This is a genomic window from Xanthomonas sp. AC360 (assembly GCF_979258225.1).
The window spans coordinates 2,222,538-2,239,104 of the sequence record NZ_OZ409846.1 but is presented as its reverse complement, the minus strand read 5'-3'; the positions used below and the strand labels follow the sequence as shown (position 1 = coordinate 2,239,104).

Annotated in this window: 10 protein-coding genes; 1 reads left to right on the top strand and 9 read right to left on the bottom strand. The window is 65.4% G+C overall.

Annotation, left to right across the window (positions count from 1 at the left end):
• Window positions 1–35 precede the first annotated feature (35 nt).
• Window positions 36–2,009 carry a sigma-54-dependent Fis family transcriptional regulator gene (locus ACZZ0O_RS09580; protein WP_115584715.1) on the top strand — a complete coding sequence of 658 codons (1,974 nt, stop codon included), beginning with the start codon at window positions 36–38 and terminating at the stop codon, window positions 2,007–2,009.
• Window positions 2,010–2,631: 622 nt separating this feature from the next.
• Here the strand turns inward: ACZZ0O_RS09580 and ACZZ0O_RS09575 are convergent.
• From ACZZ0O_RS09575 to ACZZ0O_RS09535, 9 genes are all read right to left on the bottom strand, one after another.
• Window positions 2,632–5,064: a TonB-dependent receptor gene (locus ACZZ0O_RS09575; protein WP_463590641.1), complete on the bottom strand. Its 2,433-nt coding sequence runs from the start codon at window positions 5,062–5,064 to the stop codon at window positions 2,632–2,634.
• A 10-nt stretch (window positions 5,065–5,074) separates the two neighbouring features.
• A complete protein-coding gene (locus tag ACZZ0O_RS09570) occupies window positions 5,075–6,181 on the bottom strand; it encodes an S-(hydroxymethyl)glutathione dehydrogenase/class III alcohol dehydrogenase (RefSeq protein ID WP_055850603.1) in 1,107 nt (368 codons plus the stop codon).
• A gap of 35 nt (window positions 6,182–6,216) precedes the next feature.
• Entirely contained in the window at window positions 6,217–7,287 is a 1,071-nt protein-coding gene (locus ACZZ0O_RS09565; RefSeq protein WP_463590640.1) for a beta-propeller fold lactonase family protein, read from the bottom strand.
• The gene (locus ACZZ0O_RS09560) at window positions 7,284–7,934 is read right to left on the bottom strand and encodes a c-type cytochrome (RefSeq protein WP_463590639.1); all 651 of its coding nucleotides are present in this window, start codon (window positions 7,932–7,934) and stop codon (window positions 7,284–7,286) included. The genes ACZZ0O_RS09565 and ACZZ0O_RS09560 overlap by 4 nt, the downstream gene beginning before the upstream one ends.
• Before the next feature lie 25 nt (window positions 7,935–7,959).
• Window positions 7,960–9,735, bottom strand: a complete 1,776-nt coding sequence (locus ACZZ0O_RS09555; protein ID WP_463590638.1) for a quinoprotein dehydrogenase-associated putative ABC transporter substrate-binding protein — start codon at window positions 9,733–9,735, stop codon at window positions 7,960–7,962.
• Window positions 9,732–11,747 carry a methanol/ethanol family PQQ-dependent dehydrogenase gene (locus tag ACZZ0O_RS09550; protein WP_323519027.1) on the bottom strand — a complete coding sequence of 672 codons (2,016 nt, stop codon included), beginning with the start codon at window positions 11,745–11,747 and terminating at the stop codon, window positions 9,732–9,734. The genes ACZZ0O_RS09555 and ACZZ0O_RS09550 overlap by 4 nt, the downstream gene beginning before the upstream one ends.
• A gap of 977 nt (window positions 11,748–12,724) precedes the next feature.
• A complete protein-coding gene (locus tag ACZZ0O_RS09545; protein ID WP_463590637.1) occupies window positions 12,725–13,354 on the bottom strand; it encodes an HAD family hydrolase in 630 nt (209 codons plus the stop codon).
• Between the two features lie 3 nt (window positions 13,355–13,357).
• Window positions 13,358–14,077: a hypothetical protein gene (locus ACZZ0O_RS09540; RefSeq protein WP_463590636.1), complete on the bottom strand. Its 720-nt coding sequence runs from the start codon at window positions 14,075–14,077 to the stop codon at window positions 13,358–13,360.
• A gap of 443 nt (window positions 14,078–14,520) precedes the next feature.
• Window positions 14,521–16,470, bottom strand: a complete 1,950-nt coding sequence (locus tag ACZZ0O_RS09535) for a M1 family metallopeptidase (RefSeq protein ID WP_463592433.1) — start codon at window positions 16,468–16,470, stop codon at window positions 14,521–14,523.
• Window positions 16,471–16,567: the final 97 nt, after the last annotated feature.

Sequence of the window (16,567 nt, the reverse complement as noted above, 5' to 3'; positions counted from 1 at the left end):
ACTGACGTTTCGCGCCCACTGAGGAACGCTGGCCCATGTCCGAGCCAAGCGTTGTCGCCGCTCCTTCCATCACGCTGCCGGAGATCGAACCGGATGTACTCCGGCAGATCAGAAGGCTGCGCGATATCGCGCCGCTGGCGCCACCGCTGTCGCGGTCGTGGCGGCGTTGCCTGGACGACTACGCGCTGCTACCCGAGGCAACGCCCGAACCGTTGGTGCACGACGCCCTGCACGTGCGTGAGCGCCAGCAGCGGCTTGGCGAGGTGCTGCGCATCGCCAAGGTGGAAATGGAAAACCTGTACGAGCAGATCGCCGGCAGCGGCTATGCGGTGATCTTTGGCGATGCCGACGCCACCGTGCTGCATAGCGTGCACGACTCCACCCTGCTGCGCGAGTTCCGCCAGGCGGGGCTGTTCTGTGGCGCCAGCTGGGCCGAATGCCATCAGGGCACCAACGGTCTGGGCACCTGCGCGGCCGAGCGCACGGCGGTCAGCGTGCATCGCGGCGAACACTATCTGACCCGGCATTTACCGCTGTCGTGCAGCGGCGCACCGATCCTGGACCCGCATGGGGGGCTGCTGGCGGTGCTGGATGCGTCCACCCCCAATGCGCAGGACAGCAAGCAGATCCAGCGCCATACCGTGGCCCTGGTGAGCATGTCGGCCGCACAGATTTCGCGCTCGCATTTCCTCAATCAGTTTGGTCATGCGTTCATCCTGCGCTTTCACAGCCGCCCCGAATTTGCCGGCTTGTTGCACGAGGCGTTGATCGCCATCGGTGCCGATGGCCGCGTGCTGGCGGTCAACGAAGCGGTGCTGGAGCAACTGGGCAAGATCGATCGCAGCCAGTTGGTGGGTCGCGATATCTCGCAGGTGATGCAGCTGGACTTCGACACCATCGAACACCGGGCCGGCAGCGACGCGGGCACCCTGTGGTCGATCCGCTGCGCCTGCCACGGGCGGCGCTTCTATGCGCTGGTGCGCCCGCCACGCGCCCGCCCGGCGCTACCTGCGGTGGGTGGGCCGGCGCAGGCCGCACCGGATTCCGAATTGCAACCAAGCGAGCACGTCGGTTCGGATCCGCGCATGCGCCACAACCTGGCCAATGCGTTGAAACTGGCCGCGCACCGCGTCTCGATCCTGCTGCGTGGCGACACCGGCACCGGCAAGGAAGAATTCGCCAAGGCGGTGCACCGTGGCTCGCCCTGGGCCAGCGGCGCGTTTGTCGCGATCAATTGCGCCGCCATTCCCGAGGCGCTGATCGAAAGCGAGTTGTTCGGTTACGCACGCGGTGCCTTCACCGACGCGGCGCGCGAAGGACGGCACGGCAAATTGCTGCAGGCCAGCGGCGGCACGCTGTTTCTGGACGAAATCGGCGATATGCCATTGCCATTACAAAGCCGCCTGCTGCGCGTGCTGGAAGAACAATGCGTGACCCCGCTGGGCAGCGAACGTGCGGTGCCGCTGGAACTGCACGTCATCAGTGCAAGCCATCGCGATCTGGCGCAACGCGTGGCCGCAGGTGAGTTTCGCGAGGACTTGTATTACCGACTGAACGGCGTGGTGTTGCATCTACCCCCACTGCGCGAGCGCAGCGATAAAGCGGAGTTGATCCGTACTTTGTTGCGCGAAGAAAACGCAGAGCGCAGCGTACGCATCAGCGAAGAGGCGATGCACAAACTGCTCAGCTACGCCTGGCCAGGCAACCTGCGCCAGTTACGCAATGTGCTGCGCACCGCAGCGGTGTTATGCAGCGACGGCGTCATCCGCCTGCCGAACCTGCCGCAGGAAATCGTCGATGCCGGCAGCGCGCCATGCCTGGTCGATGGCCGTGCCGTGGCCGCCGACGACATGCCGGGCCGGGTGGCGCTGGATCAGGCCGAACGCCTGGTATTGCAGCAACAACTCGAACGCCATCGCTGGAATGTCAGCCGCACCGCCGACGCCCTGGGCATCAGCCGCAATACGCTGTATCGCAAGCTGCGCAAACATGGGTTGGATACGGGCTGATGGAGGGGCGGGGATTTGGGATTGGGGATACGTCAAAGCCAAAGCGGTGGCTTGGCGCTGCTATTTAGAGCGATTAACACAATTATTTTTTCGCCATCAGGCGGCACCGCTATGGCTTGATGCGCCATGTGGCACGCTACGTGCCGCGATTGCGGAGCGGATGATCTGTGGCTTGGCTGCAGGGTCCTTGCCCGCCCGCCCTCGCGGGACATGCTGCAAGTACGTCCTTGTAAGCTCTTACGCGGCATCCATGCCGCGTAAGGTCCCGCGACGGTGGGCGGGCAAGGACCAGTGGAGATGGTCGCTGTGCACGGCAGGAGCAGTGCTTGATGCGCGTTGTCGGGTCATCACGTGCAAGCGCAACGTTTGATGTGCAACGCGCTACAAGCAGCTTTCACGCGACCACCGACCAACGTTCTGGTGCGGTGTCCTCGCCGCTTGCGGGACCGTGTGGCGGCATGGATGCCGCCACCGAGCCCCCAGGGACGGGTTCACGGCGTGTCCCGCGAGCGGTGAGGGCACCGCGCCCCCGACCAGCGCGACGCGCGACCCTCCAGATAACGCGGAGCGCGGCTGGTGCTGACGCCTCATGAATCTCCAATCCCGAATCCCCGCCCCAAACTCACAACGCCCAGCGCAGCCCGATCAGATACTGCCTGGTCACGCCCGGCGCCAGAAAGCGTGCCGGGCCTGTTTCGACGGGCGCGTTCTGCGGGCGGGCAAGTTCGCCATCGGGAAACACATCTTCGGCCACCGCAGCATAGGTGGCGTACTGGCGATCGAACAGGTTGTCGATACGCGCAAAGACCGACACGCGCGTGCTGATGGCCCAACGCGCCTGCAGGTCGACCAGTGCATAGCCGGCGGTGCCGATATCGATGCGCTGCGGTGCGGGCTCGCCGGCTTCGGCATTGTCGACCTGCCCATCTTCGTTGCCGCTGGCCACGCGCCCGGACACCGCGCGCACGCCGGCGCCCAACGTCAGCGCATCGCGCTGCCACTCCACCCCGAGCTTGAGGTTATGCCGGGGTAGCGCGGCGATCCGCAAACCGGGCCGCAACGTGATCACACGCTCGCCGGACAGCAGTTCGCCGTCGCTGCGATAGGTCGCGTCCAGATAGCTGTACCCGGCCGACCATTGCCAATCGCCGCTGCGCAGATGCAGCGCAGCGTCGAGGCCTTGATAGCGGGTGCGTCCCACATTATCGAAGTAGCCTAGCTGCGTGTCCGGCGCACGCAAAAACAAAATGTCGTCGCGATTGTCGGCGCGGTACACCGACACGGTGGCGTTGCTGTCGGCCCACGGCGACCAGCGCGCGCCCAACTCATAGGTTCGCGACACGATCTGCTCCAGGCGCGGATCGGCCTGCAAGCCGGTCGGCAGCCGGCACGGCTGGGTGGGGTCGGCGCACCCCAGTTCGATCGCGGTCGGTGCGCGCGTGTTCTGGGCCACCGAGCCGTACACGGTGAGGCCGGAGTCGAGCCGATGGGTGAGCCCCAGCGACGGGTTCGCCTTGGCGTAGACAAAGCGCTCGCGCGGGCGGTCGCCGTCCTCGGCGGTGGACAGGATGTTGTCGACCACCACCCGGTTCCAGCGCACTGCGGCGGTGAGATGGGTGGCCGCGTCCAGCTCCCAGGTGTCTGCGACAAAGGCGCCCAGCGTCTTGGTGCTGCCGCGCACACCAGAGAAGAACGCACGCTCGACATCGGGATCTGCCAGCACCGACCGATCCGGCTGCACCCAACCGTCGCGGGCGAATTGCCGGTAACGCACATGACCGCGGTCGAAGGTGACACCGGCACTGAGCGCATGCGCTCCCCATTGCTTGCTCAGGTTGATCGCAAGCCCCTGCGCTTCCTGACGCATCTGGGTGGTGTTGAGGGCGCCGGTATGCAGCGCATCGGCATCGGCGCGCGCCACCTCGCAATCGGCATCCAGCGCGCTGCCGTCGGCGGCGTAACCGGAGGCGCATTCTTCGACGAATTCTTCGTAGTCCTCACCGATATCGCCATTGACGGTATCGCGCCGGCCAACGCGCGAATACGCCAGCGCATGCAGCGCAGTGTCCGCATCGAAACGGTGGTCTAACTGCGCTGTCAGCAACGTATTGCGATTGCGGGTGAGATCGGGCGAGGTATACACCGCACGGCGGTCGGCACGGTACAGGCCTGGCTCGGGCCCCTCGTCGGTGTAGCTGGTGTCGGGTAACAGTCCATTGCCGATCAGGCGGCTGCGCCCGTGCAGCAGCGACAGACTCCAGTCGGTGTCATCGCCTTGCCGACCGAGCTTGCCGAACACCGTGCCCAGACGTCCTTCGGAAGCATCGCGCCAGCCGTTTTCGTCGAAGCCGGTCACTGCGATAAAGCCATGCCAGCCATCGCCGCCGGCAATGCCATAACTGGCATCCAGCCGCTTGCGCGCGCCGCTGCCGATGCTCAGTTCGCCTTGCAGTCCCGGTGCAGTGAGTCCGGATGCGGTGGACAGCACCACCGCGCCGCCGAGCGTATTCGGCCCGAATAACGGGTTGGAACCGGGCATCAGGGTGACGGCGGTGATGGCGGATTCCGGCAGCATGTCCCAGCTGACGATATCGGCGAACGGTTCGTTGACGCGGACGCCGTCCAGATACACCGACACACCTTGCGAAGCGCCCGGCAAGGCCGATGCGCGAAAGCCATGGAAGGTAAGGTCGTTCTGAAATGCGCTGCCCTGCACATCGTTGCCATCCACACCGACAAACCGCCGCTGCAGCAGATCGCTGATGTTGTTGCTGCGCCCACGCGACAACTCCGCATTGGTCGCCGATTGCACCATGTACGGCAATTGCGCCGCGTCGATGGTGGTGCCGGGGATGGGCGTGGCAGTGACTTCGATGCGATCCAGCCAGGTGACTTGCGGGGTGCCGTCGGCCAGTGCGGGGCCGATCGTGCCAGCGCACAGCAGCGCTGCACAGGCGCAGGCAAGCCGATGGCGTTGCAGTACATCGCATCCAGGGCGAGCGGTGCGAAGCGGCGGGGTACTGCGGTGGCCCAGCAAGTCATGCGTCGACGTCATGTCGTCTCCTTCAATACAGCACGATCGATTTGATGCCGCGCGCCGCGCGCAGATCCGCCAGCGCCTGATTGATGTCGTCCAATGCCAGGGTACGGGTAATCAGCGGTGCCAACTGGATCTCGCCATGCAGATAACGCTCCACATAGCCTGGCAACTCGCTGCGTCCTTTCACCCCGCCGAACGCGCTGCCACGCCACACCCGGCCGGTCACCAACTGAAACGGCCGCGTGCTGATCTCTTGCGCATCGTCGGCAACGCCGAGAATGACGCTCTCACCCCAGCCCTTGTGGCAGCACTCCAGTGCCGCACGCATCGCACCGACATCGCCCACGCATTCGAAACTGTGGTCGGCGCCGCCATCGGTGAGGTCCACGATCACTTGCTGGATCGGTGCGCCGTAGTCGCGCGGGTCCAGGCAATCGGTGGCGCCCAGCGCACGCGCCAATGCGAACTTGCCCGGGTCGATATCCACCGCAATGATGCGCCCGGCCCGCGCCAGCACCGCGCCCTGCACCACCGACAGGCCGATCCCGCCCAGCCCGAAGACCGCCACGCAATCGCCCGGCCGCACATGCGTGCTGTTGAGGACCGCGCCAACGCCGGTGGTGACCGTGCAACCGAGCAGGCAGACCTGATCCAGCGCCGCATCCGGATGGATGCGCGCCACCGCGATCTCCGGCAACACGGTGTATTCGGAAAACGTACTGGTGCCCATGTGGTGCAGGATCGGACGCCCGTTCAATGAAAACCGGCTGCTGCCGTCGGGCATCAGGCCACGTTCCTGACTGCTGCGAATCGCCTGGCACAGGTTGGTGCGCCCGGAGCGGCAGAACTTGCAGACGCCGCATTCGGGCATGTACAGCGGGATGACATGATCGCCGGCACGCACGCTGGTCACGCCGATGCCCACGTCTTCCACAATTCCCGCGCCCTCCTGGCCCAGAATCGCCGGAAAGCTGCTCGCATGCCCGTGCGCGAGCGCATGCGCATCGCCGTGGCAGATGCCGGTGGCAACCAGCCGCACCAGCACTTCGCCGGGGCGCGGCGGCTGCAGGTCCACCTCTTCGATGGTCAACGGCTGATGCGGGCCCCAGGCGACCGCAGCGCGTGTCTTCATCCCGCCTCCCCGGCGCGTATCGGCATGGCCGGCACTCAGCGCGCGATGACCACGCCCCACGGCAGTTCGCCGACGGGGATCTGTTTGAGTTCGCGCATGCTCGCGGTATCGATCACGCTCACGGTATTGGAGCGGCCATTGGCCACGTACAACTTGTCGCCGGCGGGCGTGAGCGCCGGATTCCAGGGCCGTAATCCGACCGGAATCTCGGCCAGACTGCGTGCAGTAGTGGTATCGACCACACTGACCGTGCCGGCACCGCCGTTGGATGCGTACAGCCGCGTGCCGTCGGCCGACAGTGTCACGCCGGCAGTGCGCACGCCGGCCGGCAAACTGGCGCGGCGCGTACGGGTCTGCAGGTCGATCACATCCACCACGTTGGCAGTCTCCTGCGCGATATAGACGCTGCGGCCATCGGGTGCGAACGCCATGCCGCGCGGGTGGCCGCTGGTGGCGACCACGCCGCGCGACTGACGCGTGGCCAGCTCGATCATGTCCATGTCATTGGAACCTTCGTTGCTGGTGAGCAGCCACTTCCCATCGGGCGTGTATGCGCAATGCTCCGGCGCCTGCCCACGCGTGGCGATGACCTGCTGCACACGGAACTGCGCCGCATCGATCAACATCACCTGGTTCTGCCCTTCCACGCACACGGCGAACTGCGTGCCATCGGGCGACAACGCGATACCTTCGGCGTTTTCGCCGATGTCCACTTGCCGCAATACCGTGTCCTTGGCGGTGTCGAGTTCGATCAACCGGTGATGCTCGGCATCGATCAAATACAGATGGCCCTGCGGGCCGGGCAACACCTGCTGCAGACGCTTGCCGAGCTGGCCTTGCGCACTGAGCGTGCGCACCACCGTATCGGTGCCGGTGTCGATCACCGACACCGTGCCGCTGCGTTGGTTGGGCACGTATGCCAACACCGGCGATGCTGCCGGCGCCGGTGCCGCACTGGTGGACGCAGCAGGCGATGCAGTGGCTGCAGCAGCCGGTGCGGCCGCATCGCGCTGGCAACCGGCGACCAACAGCAGCGCACCCGATGCAATCACTGCACAGGTGCGCCGCCAGCGACCGATCACCGAGCGCGGTGCGCCTTGCTTCATTGCGCCTTGCCCGCGGTCTTGTTGATCGAATGGATGAAGGCCAGCAGTTTTTCGGTGTCGCCCGGCTTGAGCACCGGCGCAAACGGCGGCATCTGCCCCACCACTCTTTCATGCCCGACCCGCGTCTTGCCGTGCGTGATCATGGCCGCGGTGCCTTCGCTGATCAGCGTGCGCAGGGTGTCGTCATCGCTGCCGTAGACCCAGATGTCATTGGTCAACGGCGGGCACATGCCGCCGCCACCGGTACCGCCGTGGCAGGCATTGCAGCCGGCAGAGAAATAGATCTTCTTGCCTTCGGCGATCAGCTCGGGAGTGACCTTGACCTCCGGCCCCTTCGGGATCGGCGTCACGGCGGCCGGGGGTGCGGGCGGCGTGGCTGGATCCGGCGCAGGGCCTGCGGCCGGATTGGGCATCGCTGCGGAGGCAGTTGCGGGCGGCGGTGGCGCTGCGGCATCGGCAGGAGGCGCGCTGGCGGCAGGCGATGGCGCAGCGTCGGGTGCCGGTGCCGGCGGAGTCTCTTTTCCGCATGCGGCCAGCAGTGTGCTCAGCAACAACGCGCAGAGCGCTGCGCGCATGGAACGATCGATACAACCCACGGTGGACTTACGCATGAACGAACCTTTCTGATCGGAGGGAACACCGCGCACCCCGTGCACGCGGTGGATGAAACGCTCAGCGTCTGGAAGGGCGCTTGGCCTCGCTGAGCAGTGCAGCCAACGCGGCATCGCCGCGGTCCTGCGCCAATGTCGCGGCGGTCTTGCCATCGCGGTTGCGCGCCGCAGGGTCGGCACCGGCCGCCAGCAGACGCTTGGCGACGTCCTCGCGTCCGGCGGCTGCGGCCAGCATCAAGGCGGTGACACCCGCCTGATTGGCATGTCCCACGTCGGCGCCACGTGCAACCAGCGCATCGAGAATGGCCGGGTCGTCGCGCGCCACTGCGAACATCACCGGGGTGAATCCGGTGGGATTGGCACGCTTCACATTCGCCCCTGCGGCCAGCAGTGCCTGCACCACGCCGACGTCGGCATACGAGACCGCCAGATCCAGTGCGCTCCAGCCATCGCCGGACACCGTATCGACCGGCGCGCGTTTGCCCACCAGCTGGGTCACGCTATCGGCATCGTTGGCCCATGCGGCTTTCATCAGCGCCGTCCAACCGCTGGCATCGCGCGCATCCAGGCGCGCGCCGGCATCCAGTAACAGGCCGACCAGATCCGGTTCCTGATTGCGGATGGCCTGATGCAATGGCGGCTCACCGAGCAGGTTGGGCGTGTTGGCATCGGCGCCATGCCGCAACAACCAGGCCGCACGCACTGCGTCGCCGGCATCCAGCGCATGCGCCAGTTCCTGGTTGGGGTCAGCACCATCGGCGATGCGTAACTGCAACTGCGCCAGCTCCTGCGACGACGCAGCAGGGCTCGGCGCAGTCGAGGCGGAGGTCGGTGTGGCGTACGGCCCATGCGACGGCAGATCGCCAGCCACGATGCACTCGCTGCAACGCACCAGCGGCACGTGATAACTGCGCAAGATCTCGGCGATCTTTACCGCATTGTCTTGCAGCGCGGTGTTCAGCGCATCGCGCAATGCGGCGTTTTTGCGCGACACCGCCCACGCCATCGAGTATTCCAGTACCGCGTCGTCGATGGTGTTCAACGGCACCACGCCCAGATTGCTACGCGCAGCGTAGTAACCGGCCACCGGGCCCCAGGATTCGGCCGCATCCAGTTCATTGGCGGCTACCCGCTCCACCAGCTTGCCCGGATGTTCTTCCGGTGCGGTGGCCGAGTCGTAGAACAGGTATTGCACTTCGCCACTGATGCCGTGCTCGTACAGAGCCTGGCGCGCGGGCGAGCTCTGAAACACGCCCAGCCGCAGTTTTTTCAACGCCGGATCGTCCAGCGACGTCGGCACCAGATTCAAACCTTTGCGCGTCACCAGCACATAGGCCGAGCGATACACCGGGCGCGTGGTCAGGCCCTGCTCGAAGTCGCTGTTGAGATCCATCAGCAGATCGCAGCGGCCGGCGTTGATGGTGCTGCGCGCCAGCCCGCGCTGGTAATAGGTGCGCCATTCGTATTCCAGGCGACGGCCCATCGCATCAGCGACGACTTGTGCAATCTTGTTCTGGAAGCCTTCGCCAGCCTTGTTGGACAACGGCATGTTGCCCGGATCGGCGCACACACGCAGCACCGTCGGATCGGGCGCAGGCGGCGGCGTGTTTGCGGGCGTCTGCGCGGAGGTTGGAGCTGCAGTGGATGCAGGCGCCGCTGCGGGCGCCGCATCGGAATCAGAAGCGCGAGCCGTCGGTGAAGACGGCTCGCGTGTGCAACCTGCGGCGACGAGTCCGAGGCTGCAAACCACCAGCACCTTGCGCAGGTGCCGGGTCATGCCGCACACGCCGGCAGTGATCTGCCGACGTGTGCGTCCAACGCCTTGCGTGGATCTCATCGTGCAGTCTTCGCTGCTGCATTTGCGGTGCCACCACCGGCGGCCGCAGTAGCGGTTGCCGTGGCGGTCACCGTCTTGCCGGCGCCATCGATACGGAAGGTGTGCACCATGCCACCGAGCGGGATCTTGTCGAAGCCGGCGCCGAACGCCAGCCCGGCAGCACCCAGCGCGCCGTACGGATCGGCCGGATCCAGACCGGCAGCCACCGGCAGACCGATCCAGCCACCAATGCCCGAGAACACCGCCACGTACTGGTGACCATTGGCCTTGTAGGCGATCGGGTTACCGATGATGCCGGACGGCAGCTTCATCTCCCACAGCTTCTTGCCGGTGTCCTTGTCCACCGCACGGAACCAGCCGTCGAGCGTGCCGTAGAACACCAGCCCGCCATCGGTGACCAGGGTGCCGCTCCACACCGGGAACTTCTCCTTGATCTCCCACTTGGACTTGCCTTCCACCACGTCGAATGCCTTGACGATACCCAGAGCACCCGGCTCATTGGGCTTCATCATCACGTTGGCGAACACATACGGCAGGCCCATCATGGTGTTGCCGCGTTCCTGCGGTTCCAGTTCCATGTGCCAGTTATTGGTACCGCAGAAAAACACCGCCGAGTTGGCCGGATCCACCGAGCACGGCTGCTGATCCTTGCCGCCCATTGCCGACGGGAATGCCTGCACTTTCTTGCCGCGTTCCAGCGGGGAATGCGCCGCCACTTTCACCGGGCGACCGGTCTTCATGTCGATGCGTTCTGCCCAGTTGGCGGGCACGAACTTGTGTGCGCGCAGCAAGGTGCCGTCGCGGCGATCGAGCACGTAGGCAAAGCCGTTGCGATCGAACTGCACCACCGATGGAACTTCCTTGCCGTCGATGGTCAGATCGACCAGGATCGGCTCGTTGATGCCGTCGTAATCCCACTGGTCGAACGGGGTCTTCTGATAGCCCCACACCGCTTCGCCGGTATCGATCTTGCGCGCGAACAGCGTCATCGACCACTTGTTGTCGTGCTCGCCGTTGTTGCATTCCTCATGCGAGGTCTTGCCGCAGCGATACGACGGGCTCCACAGACCGGGATTACCGGTGCCGTAATAGACCAGCTTCAACTTCGGGTCGTAGCTGTACCAGCCCCAGGCCGCACCGCCACCGCGCTTCCATTCGTCGTTGGGGAAGGTCTTGATGCCCAGATCGCCGAGCTGGCCGTGTTGCGGATTGGCCTTGTTGAAGTCCGGTCCCAGGCAGATCGCCTTGTCGGTACCGGCGGCATCGCAGGACCATGACTGCTTGCCATCGGACAGGTTGTAAGCCGCCACGCGCCCGAGCACGCCGAACTCGTTACCGCTGATCCCGGCCACCACTTTGCCATCGGCGATGATCGGCGCCATGGTGATGGTTTCGCCCTTGTCCGGGTGCGCGAGTTTCTGCTTCCACACTTCCTTGCCGGTCTTGGCATCGAGCGCAATCACATCGCCGCTCAGGCTGCCAAACACCAGCTTGCCATCGGCATACGACGCACCGCGGTTGACGGTATCGCAGCAGGCCACCGCCACTGAGCGTTCGTCCTGTTGCGGGGTGTATTTCCACAACACCTTGCCGCCGTCCTCCTGCGCGGCCAGGTCGATTGCGAATACATTGTTCGGATACGCGCTGACCATGTACATGATGCTGCCGATCACCAGCGGCTGGCCTTCGTGGCCGCGCGTGGCGTCGGTCTTCATTTCCCACGACATCTTCAGATTCTTGACGTTGTCGCGATTGATTTCGGCTAGCGGGCTGTGCCGGGTCAATGCGAAATCGCGACCCACGCCACCCCAGTTGTCGGCATTGCTGGCATTGGCGGTGAATTCGCTATCGGTATCGACCACGGCGGCGGCTGGCGCCGCGGCGGGTGTGGCTGCAGGTGCGGGCGCGGCGGTTTCTGCCGGCGTTTCTTTTTTGCAACCGGCCAACACAGCGCTCAGCGCAAGCATCAGCAGCGCGCCGCTGCGGACGCTGCGACAGGAAGATTGGTGCATATGCGTCTACCCCTCTCGGTGAACAATCCAATCGAACGAACAGCCACTGGCGTTTGATGCACGCAACGACGGCGCAAACGGGTGGGTACGGCGATAGGACAGAGCACAGCGCGTGCCAGTGCGTTGTTGCGTCGCAACACCTTGCTGTGTCAGGGCTTTGTGTGGACGCAGTGAATGCTGCGCGAGAGCTGTATCGGATTTGGCACACTTTGCGCCGAGCGTGCTGTAGCAGCGATGGAACAGATTGGGCGGAGGCGCTTCGGTGGTACGCGGTAGAGACACCTGGTCGGTATGACGCCAGACGTTTTCCAGAGCCTAGGGGTTCTGGAGATGGCGGCGAATGAGATGGCAACGAATTGGCGACATTGCTGCACTAGCAACGACAACGACAACGACAACGAGCCGAGCACGCCGACACCTGCATTTGTTTCGCCGTTGGAGGAATGCGCCCGAAGGGCGGACGAGGGGTGCCCCCCCTGCCCAAGTCAATGCGTTTGTCGTCGTGCGCTTTTGAAGCGAGATCCGGGGGACCTGACGGACGGCGCTTGGTCCGTACCCTCACCCCAACCCCTCTCCCGCGGGGAGAGGGGCTAGAGCGCGGCGCCACGCGTCTGTTCCTTCTCCCCTCGGGAGAAGGTGCCCCGAAGGGGCGGATGAGGGTACGGGCGCAGCCTCATGCAGTTGAAGCAGCACCAGGGCTTCGCCTCCATGCCCTCACCCTAACCCCTCGCCTGTGGGGAGAGGGGCTAGAGCACGGCGCCACGCGCCTGTTCCTTCTCCCCTCGGGAGAAGGTGCCCCGAAGGGGCGGATGAGGGTACGGGCGCAGCCTCATGCAGTTGAAGCAGCACCAGGGCTTCGCCCCCGTACCCTCACCCCAACCCCTCTCCCGCGAGGAGAGGGGCGATTGGTTGATCGACGTGTGCAAGGCGGTCCAGCGTCATTGCTCTCCCGTCGCCGAGACGCGACTGATCCAACATCAGCCGTCTACGCGGGCCTGCCAGCGCTGTAACAGTTCGCTGCAATCGCGCAGGCGCCAATCGGCCAGGCCGGGCCAGGGGTCGCCGGGGGTATTGACCAGCACGGTCGCTGCGCCAGCGGCGCGGCCGCAGGCCAGGTCGTTGTGGTGGTCGCCAATCATGAGCAATGCAGTGGCGCTCACCGCCCACCGCTGCTGGAAATACTGCAGGCCGTCGGGCGCGGGCTTGGGCGCGGCCTCGTCGCGGCCGACAACGTCGTCCCAGGCGAAGGCATCGCCCAGGCCGATCGCCTCCAGCGTTATCTGCGCCAGGCTGCGTGCGTTGCGGGTCAGCAAGCCGAGGCGGCAGCCATTGGCGTGCAGCGCGCGCACCACTTCTTGCGCGCCGGGCGCTGGCTGGGCCGCTTCAGCCAGGGCGCGCTCGTGTTCCAGCAACCAGGCGTGCTTGGCCTGCGCCTGCTCGGCGGGCAATGCGGCCAGGTGGTGCAGGATGTCGTCTTCGGGCGGGATCTCCAACTCGCGCCGGATCAGCACGAAGTCGTGCACCGGCTGGGTGAGCGTGCCATCCATGTCGAACACCCAATGCCGGTAGGCGGACAACGGTAGTCGGGCTGCGCTTGCGCCATCCATGGATTATTTCCAGCCCGGCATCTGGGCGGTATCCAGCCCGCCCACGTCGAACTCCGCAGTCCGCGTCCCGCCGGCCTTGACCGGGAAGGCGATGCTGATGCGCTTGGCGTTGCGCACCACTTTCCACAACGCCTTGTCGTCGTCGATGAACATGGCGATCGCCTCGTCGGTGTCGGGGCGATGCGCGGCCATCGCGCGTGGTGCGCCGCCATCGGCGGAGACCTGCACCTTGCAGCCGCCGTAGCAATTGAAGTCGCCAGCCTTGAGCACGAGATAGCTGTGACGCTTCCACTGCGGATGATCGCGGAACACCAGGCTCACCGGCTTGGGACCGCTGCCATCCACATCCACGCGCTCCTTGGCATCGATCATGGCCGAGCGCTGCGTGCCGCCCTTTGCGGGCACCTGCGAGTACTGCCAAAGCGCCTGCATGCGGCGCAACTCGCGCGCCTGTTCGCCCTTGGCCTTGATGTCGGCATACCCGGGTTCGATGCGCGTTGCGGCCGCCGTACCGGCATAGCCTTCGAGCAAGGCCGCGCCATGTGCACGTGCCATGTCCCAGTTCTGCGCCTGGACGGCTTCGTCGTACTGCTTGGCGAGCGCATCGGCCTGGGTTTCTTTCGCCTGCGCCTGCGCGGTTTCCTGCGCCTTGCGTTGCGCCTCGCGGTCGGTGCAGGCACTCAGGGCCGCGACGCACAAGATCGCGCTCAACAGATACTTCATCGTCGACTCCAGGGCGAATTCAGCGGCAACGATACCAGCCTGTCCATGTGCGATAGATCGGCAGGGCGATAGGTGTCGTAGTGACCGCACCACCACCGGCCCCGTAGGAGCGCACCTGGGTGCGATGGGGCTTAACCGGTGAAGCCTCATCGCGCCCGGGTGCGCTCCTACGCGGCGGAGTTTGCGCCGCGACGGGAGGGCGTCCGCAACGCCCTCCCCTGCCATCACGGCTGCGCGGGCATAGCTGGCTTGGCTTTTTCGAAGGCCTGTCCGGCGAATGCACTGCCGTCCGGGTTTTCAGCACTTCGGCATCGATCGGCAAACGTAGGAGCGCACCCGGGCGCGACGGGGCTTTACTGGTAAAGCCTCATCGCGCCCGGGTGCGCTCCTACGGCGGGGGTTGCGCCGCGACGGGAGGGCGTCCGTAACGCCCTCCCCTGCCATCACGGCTGCGCGGGCGGTGCTGCCTTGGCCTTGGCAATCATCTCGGCCACCGAGGCGGTGGTGATCGGGTGATAGCTGGGCTTGGCCTTTTCGAAGGCCTGTTCGGCAAACGCGATGCCATCCGGGGTCTTCAACAGTTCGGCGTAGATCGGCAACACCAGCTTGCGGCGGCCCACCCGCTCGATGAACTCACCGGCGGCAGGACGTGCGTCGGTGTAACCGCTACGGATCGCCAGCGGATACCAGCGCATCGCGATCTCGCCGTTCGGCGTGCCGGTGAAGTGATAGGCATCGTCCAGCTGCTTGAGCTGTTCGGGCTTCGAGGTGGCGCCCATGCCGCTGAGGAAATGCACCCATTCCTGCGTGCCCCATTCGCTGGTGACCTGCTTGTTGGGCAGCGTGGCGCTACCACTCCAGGCGATACGCGCGGTGTCCACAATCGAGAAGCTGCGCGAGCGTGCCTTGGCCGCAAACGCCGGGATGCCCGGCTGCTTCAACCAGGCACCCACCTCAGCAGCGCTGACCGTGTTGGGATGCTTGGCAAGCAGGTTCTTCTGCAGATAAGCGACGAACTGGTCGGTGGTCGCGCTCTGGAACGCATGATCGTCGAACCAGCCACGCAGGAACGGGTCGAACACCTCGCGGCCGAACCGCTGCTCCAGGAACTGCAGGAACCACGCGCCCTTGACGTAAGCGACCTGGCTCAAGGCTTCGTCGGGGTCGCGCTGCGCCAGCGGCGGCAGGGCCAGGGTCTGGTCGGCCGGCGGCATGTCTTTCACTTCGGCCAGCAGATCGCCCTGGTCGATCTCGCGCTCCATCTCGGCCATTTCCGCGCCGTACAACGCTTCGGTGATGCGGCCTTGCACGTAAGTGGTAAAGCCTTCGTTGAGCCAGATGTCCTTCCAGCTGGCGTTGGTCACCAAATTGCCGGACCAGCTATGCGCCAGCTCGTGCGCGACCAGCGACACCAGCGACTTGTCGCCGACGATCACGGTGGGCGTGGCGAAGGTCAGGCGCGGATTTTCCATGCCGCCGAACGGGAACGACGGCGGCAGCACCAGCATGTCGTAACGGCCCCAGCGATACGGGCCATAGAGTTTTTCGGCGGCACCGATCATCTTTTCGGTGTCTTCGAATTCCTTGGCGGCCTTGTCGGCCATCGACGGCTCGGCCCACACGCCCGAGCGCGCGGAAATCGGCTTGAACACCACATCGCCGGCGGCAATGGCCAGCAGATAGGACGGAATCGGCTCGGGCATCTTGAAGCTGTAATCGCCATCGCGCGCGGCCTTGGGGTCGTTGTCGGCACTCATCAGCACCATCACGTCCGGGCGCGAGGTCACGTGCGCGCTATAGGTGAAGCGCACGCTCGGGGTGTCCTGCAGCGGCACCCAGCTGCGCGCATGGATCGCCTGCGACTGACTGAACATGAAAGGCAGCTGCTTGCCTTCGGTCATCGACGGCTCCAGCCACTGCAGGCCCGACGCGGTCGGCGCAGTGTGATAGGTGATCACGACCTTGCCTGGCTGGTTCGGGGTTTCGATGGTGAGCTTGCTGCCGAAGGTCTTGTCGACCGGCGCCAGCGCAAATTGCAATGGCGACAAGCCGCCCTTGCCGTCGTCGGCCTGTACCTGCGCGATGCTCAGCTCGCGCGTGTCCAGCACCAGCTGTTTGGCGGCCTTGTTCTTCCACTCCAGCGTGTAGGTCGCGGTGCCGCCGATCTGCTTGCTGTCGAAATCCAGCTTCAGGTCCAGCGCCAGATCCTTGATGACCACCTGGTCGGGCTGGGCGTAGGAACTTTCGTCGTGGTTGCGGGCGTCTGCTTTCACGGGGGCCTTGGCGGTGGCGGCCGGCGCAGCGGTGGTGGCAGCCGGCGATGTGGATTCGTTGGAACAGCCGGCCAGCGCAATGGAGACGGCCAGGGACAGCGACAGGTACGGGAAGCGCATCGACAGCACCGCAGCAAGGGAATCGGACATTTTAGCGCTCCGCGCCGATGCCTGCCCGTGCAGCCGGCAACAACCGCCTGCAAATTGCCGTTGTACC

Coding starts and splice junctions, on each gene's coding strand:
- ACZZ0O_RS09580 (WP_115584715.1), top strand. CDS start 36: ATGTCCGAGCCAAGCGTTGTCGCCGCTCCTTCCATCACGCTGCCGGAG.
- ACZZ0O_RS09575 (WP_463590641.1), bottom strand. CDS start 5,064: ATGACGTCGACGCATGACTTGCTGGGCCACCGCAGTACCCCGCCGCTT.
- ACZZ0O_RS09570 (WP_055850603.1), bottom strand. CDS start 6,181: ATGAAGACACGCGCTGCGGTCGCCTGGGGCCCGCATCAGCCGTTGACC.
- ACZZ0O_RS09565 (WP_463590640.1), bottom strand. CDS start 7,287: ATGAAGCAAGGCGCACCGCGCTCGGTGATCGGTCGCTGGCGGCGCACC.
- ACZZ0O_RS09555 (WP_463590638.1), bottom strand. CDS start 9,735: ATGAGATCCACGCAAGGCGTTGGACGCACACGTCGGCAGATCACTGCC.
- ACZZ0O_RS09550 (WP_323519027.1), bottom strand. CDS start 11,747: ATGCACCAATCTTCCTGTCGCAGCGTCCGCAGCGGCGCGCTGCTGATG.
- ACZZ0O_RS09545 (WP_463590637.1), bottom strand. CDS start 13,354: ATGGATGGCGCAAGCGCAGCCCGACTACCGTTGTCCGCCTACCGGCAT.
- ACZZ0O_RS09540 (WP_463590636.1), bottom strand. CDS start 14,077: ATGAAGTATCTGTTGAGCGCGATCTTGTGCGTCGCGGCCCTGAGTGCC.
- ACZZ0O_RS09535 (WP_463592433.1), bottom strand. CDS start 16,470: ATGCGCTTCCCGTACCTGTCGCTGTCCCTGGCCGTCTCCATTGCGCTG.